Annotated in this window: 12 protein-coding genes; 7 read left to right on the forward strand and 5 right to left on the reverse strand. The window is 50.0% G+C overall.

The annotated features are described in order from the left end of the window. The first annotated feature begins 11 nt into the window (after positions 1-11). Together pdxA and NDK19_RS14210 are read left to right on the forward strand one after the other, a co-directional pair. On the forward strand, positions 12-1112 hold the full coding sequence (gene pdxA, locus NDK19_RS14205) for a 4-hydroxythreonine-4-phosphate dehydrogenase PdxA (protein WP_250632566.1): 1101 nt from the start codon (positions 12-14) through the stop codon (positions 1110-1112). Further along, complete coding sequence (locus tag NDK19_RS14210) at positions 1109-1537, forward strand: DUF6166 domain-containing protein (RefSeq protein ID WP_250632567.1); 429 nt, start codon at positions 1109-1111, stop codon at positions 1535-1537. Before pdxA ends, NDK19_RS14210 begins: the two co-directional genes overlap by 4 nt. A gap of 71 nt (positions 1538-1608) precedes the next feature. On the opposite strand, the gene NDK19_RS14215 is transcribed toward NDK19_RS14210, so the two are convergent. Then, positions 1609-7887 (reverse strand): alpha-2-macroglobulin family protein, encoded by a 6279-nt coding sequence (locus NDK19_RS14215; RefSeq protein WP_250632568.1) that lies wholly within the window; start codon positions 7885-7887, stop codon positions 1609-1611. Between the two features lie 150 nt (positions 7888-8037). Here NDK19_RS14215 and NDK19_RS14220 point away from each other — a divergent pair, with 150 nt between their 5' ends. Further along, positions 8038-9126: an aromatic ring-hydroxylating oxygenase subunit alpha gene (locus NDK19_RS14220; RefSeq protein ID WP_250632569.1), complete on the forward strand. Its 1089-nt coding sequence runs from the start codon at positions 8038-8040 to the stop codon at positions 9124-9126. Between the two features lie 67 nt (positions 9127-9193). Next, positions 9194-11437, forward strand: coding sequence for a sensor histidine kinase (locus tag NDK19_RS14225; RefSeq protein ID WP_250632570.1), 2244 nt, complete (start codon positions 9194-9196; stop codon positions 11435-11437). On the opposite strand, the gene NDK19_RS14230 is transcribed toward NDK19_RS14225, so the two are convergent. Both NDK19_RS14230 and NDK19_RS14235 read right to left on the reverse strand, forming a co-directional pair. Continuing rightward, a complete protein-coding gene (locus NDK19_RS14230) occupies positions 11424-12056 on the reverse strand; it encodes a DUF4178 domain-containing protein (protein WP_250632571.1) in 633 nt (210 codons plus the stop codon). The genes NDK19_RS14225 and NDK19_RS14230 overlap by 14 nt on opposite strands. Positions 12057-12082: 26 nt before the next feature. Beyond that, positions 12083-12703 carry an HAD family hydrolase gene (locus NDK19_RS14235; RefSeq protein ID WP_250632572.1) on the reverse strand — a complete coding sequence of 207 codons (621 nt, stop codon included), beginning with the start codon at positions 12701-12703 and terminating at the stop codon, positions 12083-12085. Positions 12704-12779: 76 nt separating this feature from the next. Here NDK19_RS14235 and NDK19_RS14240 point away from each other — a divergent pair, with 76 nt between their 5' ends. Both NDK19_RS14240 and NDK19_RS14245 read left to right on the forward strand, forming a co-directional pair. Further along, on the forward strand, positions 12780-13835 hold the full coding sequence (locus tag NDK19_RS14240) for a hypothetical protein (protein ID WP_250632573.1): 1056 nt from the start codon (positions 12780-12782) through the stop codon (positions 13833-13835). After that, positions 13832-14350, forward strand: coding sequence for a hypothetical protein (locus NDK19_RS14245; protein WP_250632574.1), 519 nt, complete (start codon positions 13832-13834; stop codon positions 14348-14350). Before NDK19_RS14240 ends, NDK19_RS14245 begins: the two co-directional genes overlap by 4 nt. Before the next feature lie 271 nt (positions 14351-14621). On the opposite strand, the gene fmt is transcribed toward NDK19_RS14245, so the two are convergent. Continuing rightward, entirely contained in the window at positions 14622-15536 is a 915-nt protein-coding gene (fmt, locus tag NDK19_RS14250) for a methionyl-tRNA formyltransferase (RefSeq protein ID WP_250632575.1), read from the reverse strand. 77 nt (positions 15537-15613) lie between these two features. On the opposite strand from fmt, the gene NDK19_RS14255 reads away from it, so the two are divergent. Then, entirely contained in the window at positions 15614-16372 is a 759-nt protein-coding gene (locus tag NDK19_RS14255) for an RNA methyltransferase (RefSeq protein WP_250632576.1), read from the forward strand. 207 nt (positions 16373-16579) lie between these two features. On the opposite strand, the gene NDK19_RS14260 is transcribed toward NDK19_RS14255, so the two are convergent. Further along, positions 16580-17953 carry a cystathionine beta-synthase gene (locus NDK19_RS14260; RefSeq protein ID WP_250632577.1) on the reverse strand — a complete coding sequence of 458 codons (1374 nt, stop codon included), beginning with the start codon at positions 17951-17953 and terminating at the stop codon, positions 16580-16582. Between the last annotated feature and the right edge of the window lie 49 nt (positions 17954-18002).

An 18002-nucleotide genomic window follows, 5' to 3' on the forward strand; every position in this document is an offset into this window, starting at 1 on the left:
AACAGTAAAACATGGAAGATATAAAAGAACAATTGCCTGTTATCGGCATTACGCTGGGCGACTACAACGGCATCGGGCCGGAGGTGGTTATCAAGGCTTTGCAGGACAACCGAATACTGAAACTGTTTACTCCTGTGCTGTACGGTTCACATAAGGTACTCTCGCGCTACCGCAAACTGCTCAACATCGAGCATTTCAGCTACCAAACCGTGCAGGCAGGGCAGCCTTTCAGCGACAAAAAAATCAATTTGGTAAGTTGCTGGGACGATACACATGAGCCTATCCCCGGGCAAGTAACACAGGAAGCGGGTTTAGCTGCCTGTCAAGCACTGCAAGCCTCCACCGAAGACTTGAAAAATGGTCGCATTCAGGCAGTTGTAACCGCACCTATCAATAAGCACAATATCCAGAGCGAAACCTTCCCTTATCCCGGGCATACGGAGTATTATGCCGATGTTTTTCAGGCAAAAGAACATCTGATGCTGCTCACAAGCGAAGAGTTGCGCATAGGCACCGTAACGGGGCACATACCGCTTCATCAGGTGTCGCAAGTATTGACAAGAGATAAGGTTGCCCAAAAAATTGACCTGTTGTTGCAATCCCTCCGTCTGGATTTTGCCATCCGCAAGCCACGCATTGCCGTGCTCGGGCTGAACCCGCACGCAGGCGAAAACGGGCTGTTAGGAGAAGAAGACAGCGCCATTATAGCACCGGCCGTACAATCTTTCCGCGATAAAGGGCAGTTGGTTTTTGGCCCCTACCCCGCCGATGGATTTTTCGGTAAACATCAGTACCGCCGATTTGATGCCGTATTGGCCATGTACCACGACCAAGGACTGATTCCTTTCAAAATGCTGGCATTTGAGCACGGTGTAAATTTCACCGCCGGACTGCCCGTAGTGCGCACCTCCCCCGACCACGGCACCGCCTACGACATTGCAGGCAAGGGCATTGCAGATGAAGGCTCGCTGCGGGGTGCCATTTTTGAGGCTATGGCCATTTTGAAAAATCGGGAACTGGCAAAATTGGAACGCAAACCCGGCAGTGCTTCCAACAAAACACTGGCCGCCATTATGCAGGAAGAAGATGCCAAACCCGAAAGTTTGTTATGAACTGCGTAGTTTGCAACAAGCCCATCACCGATGCGGTCAGTTTGGAGCGCGGCGTAGGCCCCGACTGCTGGCAAATGCTGCAAGGGGCTATGGAAAAGCACAGCCGCCACTTTGCCGACCGCTACTGCGGTAAATTTGACGGCGATGTGGTGCTCATGCGCGGAGCCGATGGTGCACCGATGACGAACATCCCGCACAAAGTGTTGATGCACAGCCCGACAGGCTACGAATGGGGATTTAACGGCAAAGGCCCTGCCGACTTGGCGCTTAATATTCTGCTGCAATTCACACGCGCCGACATTGCCATTATTTGGCACCAGCAATTCAAGAAGGACTTTCTGGAAAAAGCCCCCAAAGAAGGCATGAAGATAGAAGGTAAACGCATCAAGCAATGGATTGCAGGTAAAACGCAAACCCTGTTTTGATACTCATAGTCAGATACTTAAACCCGACAGGTCTTTTGAGGCCTGTCGGGTTTTTTATTGTAATTATGTCATCATTCCGCAATGCGCACGCGAATGCCTGCCGAATGAGCGGTAAATTCGGGGGCGTACATACATTGGATAGTGGCTACGCCGTTGGAAAAATCGCCTGCCTGCGTAGCGCGCAAGGCATACTCAAACACGTGCGTGCCCTGCGGCAACCAACCGAAAAAGAAGTTAGTGGCAGCGTCGCGGGTGCTTTCGTAGTAGCCCAAGCCGCCTTGCCAACGGTAGCCGCTCAGGGTGTTCAAAGGCTCAAAACCTGCGGCGCGCATGTCTTTCAAGTGGACGTATTCCATGGCGCGGTCAACGCGCAACTCAATACGTACCTTCACCTTGTCGCCGATTTTGACGGTTGTTTGTTCGGTAATCGGCTCTAAAACAAGCCCTTTTTCGGTAACGCGCTCAATGTAGAGTTGCTTGCGCAGTTTGAGCGGTGTTTCGGCAGGGGTTATTTTGTCCAAATCTTCAAAATATTGCCAATACAAGCCGCCCCAAGCAATGCCTTTGCCGGGTTTGCTCACGGTTACTTTGCCCATGTCGGGTTTGATTTCGCCGCGATTCCATTTGACCTGAAAATAGCCCGTTCCCGCTTCCACTTTCACCTCGTCCATTCGGGCGGGGTCAATTTTTTGCGCCCCCACGCGGATGTCTGCCATTGCCGTTTCCGCCGGCCAGTTATCGCCTTGCAGCAAGAGCGCGTAAACGGCTTCGGCGGTGGCTTTGGTTGTTTTCCAATCCTGCGTTTGTTTTTGTTTCAACAGCCAGATTTTCAGGTCGTTAACGGCTTGGGCATCTTGCGCAACTTCGGCGAAAACTTCAATCATCAGTGCTTGCGTTTCAATGGGCAGTTCGTACCACCAATAGCTGCGGTTGGCTTTCCAATACATGCCCGTTTCTTCGCTGTTGATGGCGCGTTCTTTGAGCGACTGCACAATGGTTTTGGCACTTGCCGTTTTGCCCGTGCGGTGCAGGGCAAGGGCTGCCATGCCTTGCGTGTAGAGTCCTGTTTGCGTCCAATATTGCTCTGCCTGATTGGTGAAGTACTGAATGGCGATTTTAAAGTTGGGCAGCGGCTCAATATCGCCAAAGAAACTGCGCATGTAGAGGTAGTGGTAATGCTCGTAGCCGATGTGCGGGTCGCTCATCTTGATTTTGCCCTCTTTTTCCAACTTTTTGAGTTGCTGATAATCCTCAAAAATCTTTTTGTCAAGGAAACTGACGGCGCGTTGCAGCATCGCCCAAGTGCGGCTTGCGTCAATCGGGGCGTTGTAGGCAGGTTTGGCATTCGCCGAAGCATCGGGGCGGACGGTGAGCACGCCCAAGCGGTTCAAATGCCCCAAACCCGCGGCGATGTGCTGCGTAACCCATCGGCTTTCGGGCATTCCTTCAAACCAAGGAAAGCCGCCGCTCGGGTACTGTATTTTTTCCAACTTGGTAATGGCAGATTCCAACTCGCGGGTCATGCGCATCAGGTCAAACAGCACGGCAACGGTGCGCTTGCGGTCGGCTTCGTTGAGTGCCTGACGCACCCACGGGGTTTCCTGCAAGAGTAGGTACTTCAATTCTTCGTTTTTCTGCAAATTGGAAGCCAGTGCAGAGCCGCCGTTTTGTTGCTGCCATGCGTCAAATACTGCCTTGATTTGCGGGCTGCTGTGTACCACATGTGTGGCAATGCTGTTGGCATAAAAGCGGCTGAACGTTTGCTCGGCGCACTCGTGCGGGTATTCCATCAGGTAGGGCAGCGCCTGCAAGGCATACCACGCCGGATTGTTGGTAAATTCCAGCGTAAGGCTTTGATGGCGAAGGCTTTGGCTGCGGTTTTCGGTCAATTTTTTCAGCTCAAAAGTCTTGGTTTGTCCGCCGCGAACGGGCAACGGCAGCGTTTCGGTAACTAACATGCGGTCGGTTAGCACGGGTAGGGTCATTTCTTCGCCGTCGCTGAAATTGCCTGCCTGTGCCGTGATGCGGTAGGTGATTGCCTGTACCGTTCCGTCGGGGATTTGAATTGTCCAACTGACGGCAGTGCTTTGACCTTTGGCTACGGTGAAAGGCTTTTTGGAACGCGCTTCGGCAATGGCTTGCGGCGACATCGCCTCTACCATGCGCGGGTACATCTGCACGTCAATCGGCTGCATGGTGATTGCGTCAAAGAATCGGATTTGCGCTTCGCCCGTCAGTGCGTTGTCGCTCAAATTGGTGATTTTGGCGACAAACGTCATTTCGTCGCGCTCGCGGAAGAATCGCGGCGGATTAGGCACAACCATCAGGTCTTTTTGCGCCACCAATTCGTTTTCCGCAAAGCCGTAGCGCATGTCTTTTTTGTGGGCAAAACCCAGCATTTTCCAGCGCGTGAGCGATTCGGGCAGCGTAAAGCGGATTATCAAGTTGCCTTCTTCGTCGGTTTGCAGGTGCGGATAGAAAAACGCCGTTTCGTTGAAGTTGGTGCGCACTTTGGGCTGCTCAACGGGGTTCTTTTCGGGCTGTTGTTGATTGGTCGTTGCCGCGGCTGCCTGCTCGCGGGGCGTTGATTCATCCTCGCTGTCGCCGTCTGCCATTGCCGCCATAGGGGCTGCCATAGCCATTTCCTCTGCACGTGCCGCCATTCGTTTAGACGACAGCCTGAACATCAAGCGGCTGTCCGGGTTAAGGCTTGCGTTCAGCCATTGCAGTTGGTCGTAGTAACGCTGCTGCAAGCCGCCCGTGTACGGATTGCTACCCGTTTGGTTAAACGACTGACTGCCAAAGGTTTGCCCGCGCCAATTGTAAGCAATGCCGAAAGTCGGCGGGGCAGGGAAATTGAACTCGTGCACCCCGAAAACATCCAGAGAGGCATCGTAGAGCGTGGCGACCATCTCGGCGGCGGCGCGGTCTGCCGTGCCGTCTTTGTTGCTGATTTTCAGCCGCCATTCTTCTTTTTCACCGGGCAATAATTTGTTGCGGAAAGTTTCAAAGCGGATGTTGAGTTGCTTATTTGTATGCGGCACTTGCACCAATCGGCTCGCCTGATAGAATCGCCCGTTGCGAATCATCACGGCGCGCATGGCTACGTTGCCGCGGTGCCGTTCTTCCACGGCAAAGGTTTGAACTTGCGCCTGATTGCTGATTTTCAGCACGTTAGATGAAGCCAATTGATTTAGTGCTTCGGTTTCGTAGCGGATGTAGGCATCCGAAAAGCCGCTGCCGATTTGCCAGCGTGCCGCATCGGACGGTTCTACTGCGCCGCTGCTGCCTTTCGCCGAAGGCAAGGCTGCTTCCCACAAAGCAACGGGATAGGGCAAACGATTGCTTTTTTCGGAATAAACCGTGAAATAGCGGCGGCTTGTAACCTCGCTGCCAAACGGGTCTTTCGCACTGATTTCCAGCAAGTAAGCACCTGCTTCGCCTACGGGCAGGCTGATTTCGGGCTGTTTGTCGGTATCAAAAGCATACGTGCCGATGGTTTTTTCGGCTTCCCAGTTGGGCATCAGGTGTTCGGCGGCGTAGGGGTCGTTGGGGAATTGCTTGTAAAATTCCTCTTTGCTCATGGCAAACAAATCGGGCTGTTCCCACAAGCGCTCGCGGAAAATGCGGCTTGGGGCTTTCAGTTTGACAAGTTTGGCAGTGCCTTGCACGGCTACGTTCTGCTGCTCGGCGTTTAAGGCGCTGATTTTCACCTTTTCGCTGCCTTTTTCAAGGGCGATTTTCTCGCCGATGTCGGCATTCAGGCTGAGGGCATTGTAGCCGATGAAAATATTTTTGACCGTGCTTTGCGTTTCGCCGTTGATGTCGGTAACGTCCACGCTGATTTCAAAATCAAACAGCGGTTGCAGGCTGCGGGCGGTGGCATTATCGGGCAGGGCAGGGAATTTGATGCTGAACCTGCCTTCGGCATCGGTTTGAAGCGTTCCTTTGGCAATTTCGGTCGGGGTTTCGTCTTGCGGATACCAATACCACCACGGGCGAAAGCGGTTGTAGGGCTTGCGCACCACGCGATAGCTCACCGTTGCCCCGTCCACGGCTGCACCCGAATAGGCTTTGGCAAATCCCGTAATTTCTGCCTCATCGCCCAAGCGGACGGCTTTGGCTAAGGCATCGGTTTTTACCTCAAACTTGGGGCGTTTGTAGTCTTCCACGCGGAAATAGTGCGAAGTTTGAAGGGCAACCAAGCGCATTTGCCCGTTCAAGCCGCCCGGAGGGGCTAAGAAACTGCCGCTGCCGCTGCCAAATTCGTTGATGGTAACTTCCTGCTCGGCGACCTGTTGCCCGTTGGCATCAAAGAGGAAAACGGTTATTTTGCCTGCATTGGCAAGCGGTCGCCGCTCGCCGTTGTGCTGTTGCGTAAGCAGGATTTTGTAGTAAATCGTTTGTCCGGGGCGGTAGATGCTGCGGTCGGTGAAGAAATGCACGTCGGTTTTAACCTGCGGCGCGGGGCTTTCGCCATAGGTGTTGAACACAATTGTGCCTTGTGCAACGTTGCTAAGTCGGTCTTTGCCGTCGGGATGAATGAACGTAACGGAAAAATCGGCATAGCCCTGCTCTAAACCTGCGGGTTTGGTTTCGGGGCGTTCCGCAACGCGCACCATGCCTTCTGCATCGGTGGTAAGGGTTTGATAGGGCTTGCGCTCGTAGCGGCTATTGCGGTAGTTGTACTGCCGCAAGGCTACTTCTGCTTTTGCGCCTGCAACGGGTTGCCCGCTTGTGCGGTCGGCAAGGAAGTACTCGGCAAACCCTTCGCGGCGGCGTTCCATAAACGCCATATTGCTGATTGTCAGCACGCCGTAGGCTACTTTTTCGCCTTTTTCGCTGTTTGCAAACCGTTGGTTATCGGCAACAATGAGCAAATATTTGCCCAAGTTAAGCACGGGGGCGGCTATTTCGGTAGCATGGCTTTGCATGTCGCCGCCGTCGGAAGGCAGAGCGACGTTCCAAGCGATGCCTTGTGCTGCAAACAGCTTCCGCAAGGCAACATCGCGGGTGTTCCAGTTTTCAATTTGTTGTATGTCCTCATCGGTCAGCGGAACGGCTTTGCACCACACTTGCGGCAGGTTTTGATGCGTCAGCAAGATTCGGAAGGGCTGCCGCGGCGGGTTCACGGCTTCGGCTTTGACCGAAAAACTGCTCATTTTCAGCCGCTGAATCAGTTGTTGGCAGTTGTTTGCCCCTTGCGTTTTGGGGTATTTTTTAACGGCTGCTTCGGCAATTTCCAGTGCTTTTTTCAGCATGAAGCGGTTGGGGTCGTCGGGCATCAGGCGGTTGAACTTTTGCCCCCGTTCCCGATACAAAACCGCCTGCTCGTAGGCAAAATCGGCGGCAACGGGCGTGGCGGCATAGGTTTTTTCGGCTGCAACAAGTGCCTGCTCGTAGGCGTTGTCCTTATTGGCAAAGGTGGCGTGCCGATGCATGAGGTCAAGGCGTTTGAGGTCTAAGTCTGCCAGCGCGTCCATGCGGTTAGCCTGCCTGTGGAAAGATGCCAACTGCTGCAAAATGCGCACGGCTGCCAATTGGGTGTTTGCCGTATCGCGGGTGTTGAACGTGAGCTTTTCAAAGTCGGGCAGCGGTGCAAAAAACTCTGCCGAACCGATTTCAAAAGGTTGTGCTACCTTTTCATAGATACTTTCCGAATTGATGAGGTAATCCACGGCGGCATGTGCCAAAAAGTCGTAGAGCGTAGGGCGATAGCGGCGGTTGGGGCTGCCTTCCAACTCCGATTGGTTAGGGTTGAGGCTGGCACTGAACAGCTCGCGCCACTCTTCTATGCGGATTTTTTGCAACGCGGGTGCATCTTCCAACGAAGCCAAGTAAAGCCGACGGATTTCAGCGCGCAACTTGCGTATGCTCCACGTTTCGGGGTCGTCCGAACTGTCTTCATCGGCAGTGGCGGTGCGGTCTTCCATGCGCCATAAGTTGTTGCTCAAATAGTCGGCATAGTTTTTTGCCAAAAAATAACGCAAGACCTGTTTGGCGGGTGCGGGCTGCCGTTCGGCTTCTTCGCGCAGGGCTTTGAAGAGGTTTTGCTCCTGCTCTTCGGTAGTGCTGCGCAGTGCGATTTGCTGCACAAATGCCTTGATTTGCTGCGGATGGTTTTGCTCGGCTGCGGCGCGTTTGTAGATTTCCGTAACCTTTACAAGTGCCTGTTTTTCAAGGCGTTTTTGCAAAAGCGAATCCACCGATTTCCACAGGCGGCGGTAATAGAGCGAATCGGGCGGCATGGTTGTAACAATTTGACGGTCAGAAGTTTGTTGATGTGTTTGCACGGAAGCCGATGCTAACCAAAGAGAAAGCAAGCTCCAAAAAACAGGCAATAAGCTCATGGCGATGTTAGTTTGTGAGTAAATTACGAAAAATGTGATATTCGGGTGTTGTGTAGAGACAGGGCGCGCCCTGTCTCTACCATGCATTTGTTATTGTTAGCATATTTTTAATTCCCGAATCATACCAAACGTTACGAACGAATCTAAAAAATGGAAATTTTTAACATCTCTTCGGATATTCGCAAGGCACACACCCTCCCTACGCAGTTTTATACCGAACCGTTGTACTTTGAGGCAGCGAAAGAGAAAATATTTGCCCGCTCGTGGCAATGGCTCGGCGATGATGCCGCGGTGCAACTGCCGCAGCATGTGCAGCCGCTCACGCTGTTGGAAGGCTATTTGAACGAACCGCTGCTGCTTGCCTCCGACGAACAGGGCGAAATTCGCTGTTTGAGCAATGTTTGCACGCATCGGGGCAAGGTGTTGGTGCAGCAGCCGGGCAAGTGCCGCAAAATCATCTGCGGGTATCACGGGCGGCGGTTTGCCCTCAACGGGAAGTTTGAGCACATGCCTGAATTTAAGGACGTTTGCGATTTCCCGTCGGAAGCCGATAACCTCGCGCAGGTGCCGCTGCAAAAATGGCATCGGTTTTTGTTTGCCGCACTCAATCCGCAGTGGGATTTAGCACCCGTACTTGCCGAAATGGACAAGCGCATCGGTTTTCTGGACTTTGAGCGTTTCCGCTACGACCCGCTGACCTCTCGCGACTACCTCGTGCGGGCACACTGGGCACTGTATTGCGAAAATTATTTGGAAGGTTTCCACATCCCCTTCGTGCATCCCGATTTGAATGCACTTTTAGACTTTGCTACATACAACACTGAAATTCACGGCTTTATGAATTTGCAAGTAGGCTATGCAAGCAAAGGTTCGGACTGTTTCGCGCTGCCCCAAGGACACCCCGACGAAGGCAAGGAAATAGCCGCCTATTACTTCTGGATTTTCCCGAATTTGATGCTGAATTTCTACCCTTGGGGGCTTTCAGTAAATGTGGTCAAGCCCTTGCAGCTCGATTTGTGCAAGGTGAGTTTCATTACTTATGTGTATGACCCTCAGCGATTTAATCGGCAAACAGCCGCACAGACCGATAAGGTAGAGCGTGAAGATGAAGCGGTAGTAGAAAGTGTGCAGTTGGGGGTTCGCTCGCGCTTCTACAAATCGGGGCGTTACTCGCCGCGCTATGAGACGGGCGTGCATCATTTTCATCAATTGATAGCCGACAGCATGAACACTCAATAATTTTGGGCATTTTTCGTTAAAATTGTGCTATATTGAATTGTTATCATCAATGGTTGCATCCCGACATATGCAAATCTTGCCTGTGTTTAACACACTCATAGCAAAAGCGCCTGTAAAAAAGATATTACAGGTTTTTCTGTATTGCTGCCTGTGTTTAGGAGCAGGTTTAGGAGCAGCCCTTAGCACATATGCGCAAAAAAAAGCCGAGTACAGGGTAGAATTAACCGATGAAGAAGGTACTCTTGTTGCAGAACAAGGCACAGTCATTTTCAACAAAAAGGAAAAGGCAAGCGTTTCCAAAGGAAAAGGTCTGCTGCTGCTGCCTCGCAATGCCCAATGGATATTTGATGTAAAGACCAACCTGCAATCGGATGGAGACGTGGTGTATCAGCCTGTTTATAAGGGCTGGACGATAGATAAGGAGGCAGGAAAAATCACGGTTAAGTTACAAAAAGTAAAGCCTGTTACACTCTCCATTAATTATCCCGACGGGCAACCCTGCGGCAATGCAACCATCGTTTTCAAAGGGCCTAAAAACAATGATACGTTGCAAATCAAAGCCTCGCAAGGGGGACTTATCAAGTTCAATATCCCCTATCAGGCAGATGTTGTCGGAGATAAGAACTACAGTTTTTTTGTGGACGGGCTGCCGGCCAATGCCGTGTCGGAACGGAGCGGTATCGTACGCATTATAGCGGCGCGCGCCAAAGTAGCCGAACAGAAACAGCCGATAGCGGAAAAACGCCCGAGCGATGAAACCCGTCTGATGTTGCTTAATTATGCGACCAAACAGGCTTTGACCAATAAACGCTTTGTTATCGGTGGACAATCGGTTGCAACCGATGCACAAGGCATTGTTGTGCTAAAAATCGGTAATGAGCTCGACATTGAAGGCTACGATATTGAAAATCAAATTGTTGATGACAACAACTACATGGTTAAAGTATTTGTTAAGCCTGTTGTCAAATCTGCAGATAGTTCAGGCGACGCTCTTACGCTGGAAGCACAATTGGAGAGTTTCATCCGCATGTTAGGCGACCGCAACAGCCTGATGGAACAAGAAATTGAAAAAATTAAACTGCGCATCAATGCCGACCGCAGTTTTACCAAGGAGCAACGCGAAAGACTGACCCGACAAATTCAGATACTGGAAAACATTACCGATAAAAATGACGAAGCCTATAAAAAAGCTCACTTGGAAATCAAAAGCATTTTAAAGCAAATAGGCAAACGACCTTCTGCCGATACGCTCATGGAAAAAGAGTTAACCTTGGCTAATGAGAGATTGCGCAAAGCCGAGGAGGATAAAGAGCGCATCTTGCAGGAGCAGGAAGCCAACAGAGAAAAATCGCGCATTCAACTGTTGGCAGCCATCAGCGTGGCAGGTTTCCTGTTTTTAGTGGTGTTGGTATTCTTCATTGTTAATAAGAGCATCAACCGAAAGAAAGAAGAACTCGCCTTGCGAATGGAAGAAATCAACAGACAAAACGACAAAATCCGTTCGCAAAATGAGTTGCTGATGATGCAACAGGAAGAAATTGCACGCAAAAATCTCCGCTTGGAAGAATTAAACAACGAGAAAAACAGTTTGATGGACATTGTGGCGCATGACCTCAAATCTCCGTTGAGCAAGGTGGTGAACATTGCCCAATTGCTGCCCGTAGTAGGCGAACTCAACGAAGAACAGCGCAACTATGTAACCATCATTCGCAAGTCGGCATTGGATGGCACGCGGTTTATTGATGACTTGCTCGATATCAATGCCATCGAACAGGGGCAAACCATTGAAATTTCGCACGAGAAAATGAGTCTGGCGATTTTCCTGCCCGAATTATTGAAGAGTTTTCGCCATCAGGCCGATATGAAATCCATTCGTTTGCATTTCCAAAACAAAGCAGACGATGCCATGATTAGCACAGACCGCGAATACTTGAAGCGCATCATGGAAAATCTGGTGTCCAATGCCATTAAGTTTTCGCCGCACGGCAGCAATATTTACCTGAAAGTCAAAGAGGCCAACATGCAACTGTACATTTCAGTGAAAGATGAAGGCCCCGGCATTGGCGAAGAAGACCATAAGCGGCTGTTCAAAAAATTTCAGCGATTGTCAGCCCGTCCAACCGGTGGAGAAAGTTCCACAGGGTTGGGACTTTCCATTGTTAAACTGCTGACCGAACGGTTGGGCGGTCGCATCATGGTAAACAGCGTGGAAGGCAAAGGGTCTGAATTTACGGTAGTACTTCCCAAAGACCCCTCGCTAAGCCCCAAAGCATTGGAGGCAGAGTCTGCAATGGCACTTAAACAAAGTTGATATCCTTTACGGCCAGCGGCAGCCCCCAACTGACGGAAATTCCTTCTACTGTGTAGTCAATGCTGACGGGTGCACCGTTGCAAATGCCGTCCGCATAATCGGCCTGTTCACCCGGCTCAATGAGAAAGGGCAGTTCGCCTTCGCCACCCTGAATGGTGGCTTTGTGTTTTTCAATGATAAATATCGGATAATTGCCCACTTTGCCGTTGTCGGGGAGTTGCAGTTGCAGCGTAACGGTTTGTCCGACTCTGATAGTATCAAAAGCAGGTGTTTCGCCGCTTATCCGCGCCTTGCGAAACAGCGTAAGTTCACCCTCATCTTCCTGCAACCAAGCCTCTTCTTCGCCGTTGAGCAGTACCAGCCACTCATCCCAGAAGCCTTCGTAATACTCAAAGCGCAACCTGCCCATGATTTCAAAAGACAGATTTTTGATTTTTCCGCGTTGGTGCAACTCAAACAACGAACCGTAATCGGCCAGCAGCACCTTGGCTCCGCCATACGCCTCCAATTGGCCGGCATTGATAAAACTTGTCTGACCGCAATAGTTGCAGACCACTACTTTGGCAGCCCGATAACTCAGCTCGAGCGGTGCTCCGCAGGATGGGCAATTGATTTGCATACAACAACCGGCTTGGGTGAATGAGATTAACCAAAAATACGAATAATATCTGTGTCTCCCGCAATATGCAACGCATGTAAACCCGCTTGTTTGGCCCCCTCAACGTGCTGAATAGAATCGTCTATAAACAGCGTTTCCTCGGGTCGCAACCCGTGTGTTTGGAGGATGTAATGAAAAACCTCCGGATGCGGTTTGCGCATTCCCAGCAAATGAGAGTAATAATCGCGCTCAAACAAGTGGCTCAGCGATGATATACCATGCTGATTTTCAATAATTTGCTCAAAAGCAGTTTTATGAATGGCGTTGGTATTGCTCAATAAAAACGTCCGCTTTTGCGATTTGAGCCGTTCGAGTAGTTGCAGCCGCTCCAAAGGCAAATCCAACAACATGGCGTTCCAGCAGTTATCTATCACCTCATCGGTCAGCGGGCACTCGAGCTCTGCGCGAATGGCATGGCGAAACTCTTCGGAACTGATTTGACCCGTCTCAAATGCATCAAACAAGGCCTTTTGCTCGCGCTGGGTGTACCATTGGGCAAAATCTTTACCCGAAATTTCCGAAAATGCTCGAATGGTACGCAAAATATCCAAGTTGAGAATTACACCGCCGAGGTCAAAAATGATGTTAGGAAAATCGGTTGGCCGCATGGCTTTCTTTTTTGTGCCAAATTTGGCTGAAATTGGGGAACTTTTTACCATATTCGCCAAAGTTTTCACTAAACGAATGATGAATAGACTCATAGCAGGGCTTCTATGCCTGTATTTGCTCAGCAGTTGCGCTGCGCTGCCCGACCTTTCGGGGTATGCCCAGCAAACAAGGGAATTGTCGGCGGCGGTCAATAAATCTTACACCCAAACCGAAACCGACGTAACCCAGCGCTATATCAAAACTAATCGCAGATATATCATTGACACGCTGCGTAATGCTTGGCAGCCTACTCAGCAAGCACTCGCCGCCATGGCAGCCTACGCCGATGCGCTTGCCAAATGTACGGCTTCCAACAACGACCCCAAAGCACTCAATCAGTTGGGGACACAGCTTACTCGCCTTGCAACCACTGCCCGCAGTTTCGCACCTGTACAAGGCAGGGCGGCGAGTGAGATAGCTACGCTGGCTACTTTTTTGATTAAACAGGCGCAATTGGCCGCTACCCGCCGCAAATTGGGCTTACTTTTAGACGACTCCGACGTGGTCATTCAACGCATGGCCGTGCTCATACAAGAAAACCTGACCGATTTGCAGCGCGTGCATCGCGTAGTATTGGAAGATAATCTTGACGACTTGTTCGTAAAATATGCCAAAACAGCCCGACAATACGAAGAGCGGCTGAAAATCAACGAATCGCTGATGCCTGAAATGCTGGCCATTGCCGAGTACAAACAAGCCAAACTGCAAGCCCGAAAGGCCAATTTATTGCAGGAAATCAATATAGACCGCAACCCTGCACAACCTGCTTCCGAAGAAGAGTTGGTCAAACGCCGCGAGGCCGATATTTTGCAGGTATACAATGCCAATCAGGAATTTTTAAAAAATAACGAATCTATCTACAAAGAATACACACAGGGCAGTGCTGCCATTAATGCGCAGTTGGTGCAATCGGAAATGCTGCATCGCAATACGGTAGCAGCCTTGCAGGTATGGGCACAAACACATGCATCGCTTAAAAAAATAGATGCCGTTGGTAAATCATTCAGTTTTGCCGAATTTGTAACGGCAGTGCAAAACATTCAGCAAATTCACCAAGCCTACGAAAGACCTTTTAACCCATCAAGGAGATGAGCAGAGCCAGTTGGGCAGCCAAATTGTTAGCCCTTACCGAAAGAGCCGAAGAAGCGGTCAGCAGTAAAAATTTGGATGAGCAAATGAAAGTGCGTCAGGAGTTGCGGGAGTTTATGCAAAACCCCGAAGTTCCTACCGACGTGCTGAACATTGCCAAAACGTTTAAAGAAGATTTGTCGGCAGCCATTATTGACGGCTCGATTAAAAACATACAGGCTCGCAGCGCAGAGTTGCGCCGCCTGACAGCCGAACTTGGCGAAATTACGGCAGATGTGCAGAACATCCGTCAGGTAATAGTGGCAACCACCGGCCGCATTTCAGAAGGTATGCAGCAGGCAATGATTGCTCTTCAAGAGTTTCAGAAAATTGAAAGCCAACTGAAAGCCAAATTTAACTCGGCGGAAGATGTGGAAACCATGGAAAAACTCCAAACGGTTTTTCAGTCGCTGAAAAAGACCCAAGAAGTAGTGCAGAATTTTAAGAAAGAGGTGATAGACAAAAACAAGACAGCCTGAAAATCTCCGATGAGCTACGGCAAATTCGTTGGGATGCCCGCCTGACATGCCGTAATTAAAATTGCAGGTGATTGGCAGGTAAATTTTGCGAAAATTATTGAAAATCAAAATAACAATCCCGACAGGCTTTAAAAAGCTGTCGGGATTTTATGTAAAAAACCGATATTTTAAATTCGGGCTTCAGATTTTGCTTTCCAAAAGTATTAGTTAGGGCTGATAACAAGAATGAGTGCTTGATGGATAATACACCCCCAACGCCTTCCCGATACTGTCAGAGTCTGTTTCCGCGCAGAAACTCGGCGATGCCCATGCGTTTTTTACCTTCGGCCTGCAACTCTTCTACAATCACATAGCCGTCTATGGTACCGATGTGCAAAAAAGTTTTGTTATCGGTGTGCCACTCTGCAGGTTGGTATCGGTTGCCGTTGTGCACGGGTACTACCTTGTGGATTTTATACGTATGACCGTTGTGGCGTGCCCATGCCGTTGGAAAGGGGTTCATGCCGCGCACAAAGTTGAACACATCTTCCGATGACTGATGAAAATTGATTTCACAGGTTTCTTTGAAAATCTTGGGGGCATTTTTCAGTTCTTCCACTGCGATTTGCTGCTGCGGAGTAGTTTTTACATTGCCCTTTTCAATGGCCTGAACGGTTTGCAACACAAGTTCCGCACCTTTATACATCAGTCGTTCATAGAGTGTGCCCGCTGTATCGCTGCGATGGATGGGCTCTTTTGCCTGCATAATCAAATCGCCCGTATCTATCTCGTGTTGCAGGAAAAAAGTAGTAACACCTGTTTCGGTTTCCCCGTTGATAATTGCCCAGTTGATGGGTGCTGCACCGCGATATTGGGGCAGTAGCGATGCGTGAAGGTTGAATGTACCCAAACGCGGCATTGCCCAAACTGCCTCAGGCAACATACGAAATGCCACCACAATTTGCAGGTCGGCATTTAACGCTCGCAGTTGGTTTAAAAAATCTTCATTTTTGAGTTTTTCGGGTTGTAACACAGGCAAACCCAAGCGTTCGGCAGCTACTTTTACGGCAGAAGGCTGTAATTTCAGACCTCTGCCTGCGGGTTTGTCGGGGGCAGTAATTACTGCCACTACCTCATAACCGTTTTTAACCAATATTTCCAAAGACGGTACGGCAAAATCGGGCGTACCCATAAATACGATGCGCATAGCGGCAAAGATATACTATCGGTATAAAACCCTGCGGCAGGGTTTTTATTTTGGCAGAAGTCGGGCAATTTTGCACAATGGCAATCTCTAAAAAATGGCTGAAACTGTGCCGCTCGCTGCACCAAAAAAAATACCGACAGGAAGAGCAACTCTTTCTGGTAGAAGGGGCTAAAAGCGTTTCCGAACTCATGGCGGAAGGTACGCTAAACGGTTTTCGGACAGTGGCTGTATTTGCCACCGAAGAGTTCATTGCTACCGCAATGGGGCAGCACAAAGGCCGTTTTTTATTGGAAACCGCCTCGCCTGACGAGTTGGAGCAGGCAGGAACGATTCAAAGCAACAACGCTGCGCTGGCAGTGGTAGAAATACCCGTACCAAGCAATGATATACCCACCAACGAGTGGCTGTTGGCACTTTCCGATATCCGCGACCCGGGCAATTTGGGTACTATGATTCGCATTGCCGACTGGTACGGTATCCGCCGCATTGTATGCTCGCCTACCACCGCCGACTGGTACAACCCCAAAGTAATAGCCGCTTCCATGGGGTCTTTTTTGCGTGTAAAACCTTTCTACACCGACCTTAAACAATTTTTCAGTACCTACCCGTTACCCGTGTACGGCGCTTTGCTCAACGGCAGCAACATTCACCAATTTCAAGCAAAAGTCAAAGGAGCCATTCTGATTGGCAACGAGTCGCAAGGCATTGCCGATGACCTGCTGCCGGTGATTACTCATGCGCTCACCATTCCACGCATCGGCGGTGCCGAATCGCTGAATGCAGGCATTGCTACGGCCATCTTTTGCGATAACCTCATTGGGCGCGGGATGTGTTGAGTAAGCCAAACCAAACAGCATCAACTCACATACGCGCGCAGTGTGCCTTATAAATAACACCTGACAGGCTTCCAAGACCTGTCAGGTTTAAGCAACTGTTTTTCAGCAGTTTACACAAAATTTCACAAACCTCTTGCGCTTTGGTATAAATTGTTGCATTGTTGCAGAACATTGCACGCCGCCGTTGCACGCCGCCGTTGCAAAGCGTTAATTGGTCAGCGCTACCAGCAAATCGTGCTGGGTGATGATATGCACCTGATTGGCTTCATCGCGAACTAACAGGGCTTTGTTTTCTTTATCTATCAATCCGGAAAGTGCATCCACCGTATTGTCAATGCCAACAAAGCGGAAAGGAGGCCCCATTACTTCCGCAACCGGCAAATCTTTGGCCGAAGGGTTGTCAATCAACATATTCAGCAGCGTGCTGTCGTTTAGGCTGCCGACAATATTGTCCCCGTCTGCCACCGGCAACTGCGAAATACCTGCCTTATTGAGCATTTTAATTGCAAAACCAATGGTATCGCTCTTGTCCACGGTAATCAGCGGAGTAGCGCCATTACGGGCACGGATAATGTCGCGCGCAGTAGCAAAATGACGCTGTTCCAAGAATCCATGGTCTTTCATCCATACATCGTTGTAGATTTTATTGAGATAGCGCGTGCCGTGGTCGGGCAGAATTACAACCATCACATCATCTTCTTTGAGGTGTTGGCGGGCATATTCCAATGCGCCATACATGGCAGAACCGCAGCTCCAGCCAATAAACAAGCCTTCCTCACGTGCCATACGACGCGCCATAATGGCCGCATCTTTATCGGTTACTTTGATAAACAAGTCAATCATATCAAAGTCCACGTTCTTGGGCAAGATATCCTCGCCAATACCTTCGGTCAGGTACGGATAAATTTCTTTTTCGTCAAAAATGCCTGTTTCCTTGTACTTTTTGAAAACGGAACCGTAAGTGTCAATGCCAATGGTAACTAACTTAGGGTTGCGCTCTTTCAAATACTTGGAAGTGCCGCAAATAGTGCCGCCCGTGCCTACGCCCGCCACAAGGTGCGTGATTTTGCCTTCGGTATCTTCCCAGATTTCGGGGCCTGTGGTTGCATAGTGTGCCGCAGTATTAGAGAGGTTGTCGTACTGATTCGGGTAAATCGAGTTTGGAATTTCTTGGTTCAGGCGACGCGCCACCGAATAGTAAGAACGCGGGTCATCGGGTTCTACGTTGGTGGGGCAAACCACCACCTCTGCGCCTAAGGCTCGCAAAATGTTGATTTTTTCCTGCGATTGCTTATCGGAAACGGTGAAAATACATTTATAGCCTTTGGCAATGGCAGTGAGCGCAAGTCCCATCCCTGTATTGCCGGAAGTACCTTCAATAATTGTTCCGCCCGGTTTGAGGCGGCCTTCGCGCTCGGCATCTTCAATCATGCGCAAGGCGATGCGGTCTTTTACAGAATTGCCCGGATTGAAATACTCTACCTTAGCAAGCACAGTTCCTTTGATGCCGTGCGTAACCTTATTGAGCTTAATCAGCGGCGTGTGTCCGATGGTATCGATGATGGACTGATAGTACTTCATGTGTTGATTTAGAAAGTTGAAGACAAAATTACTTGGTTTTTCTGCTATT

This window comes from Rhodoflexus caldus, assembly GCF_021206925.1.
GTDB classification, from domain to species: Bacteria; Bacteroidota; Bacteroidia; order Cytophagales; family Thermoflexibacteraceae; genus Rhodoflexus; species Rhodoflexus caldus.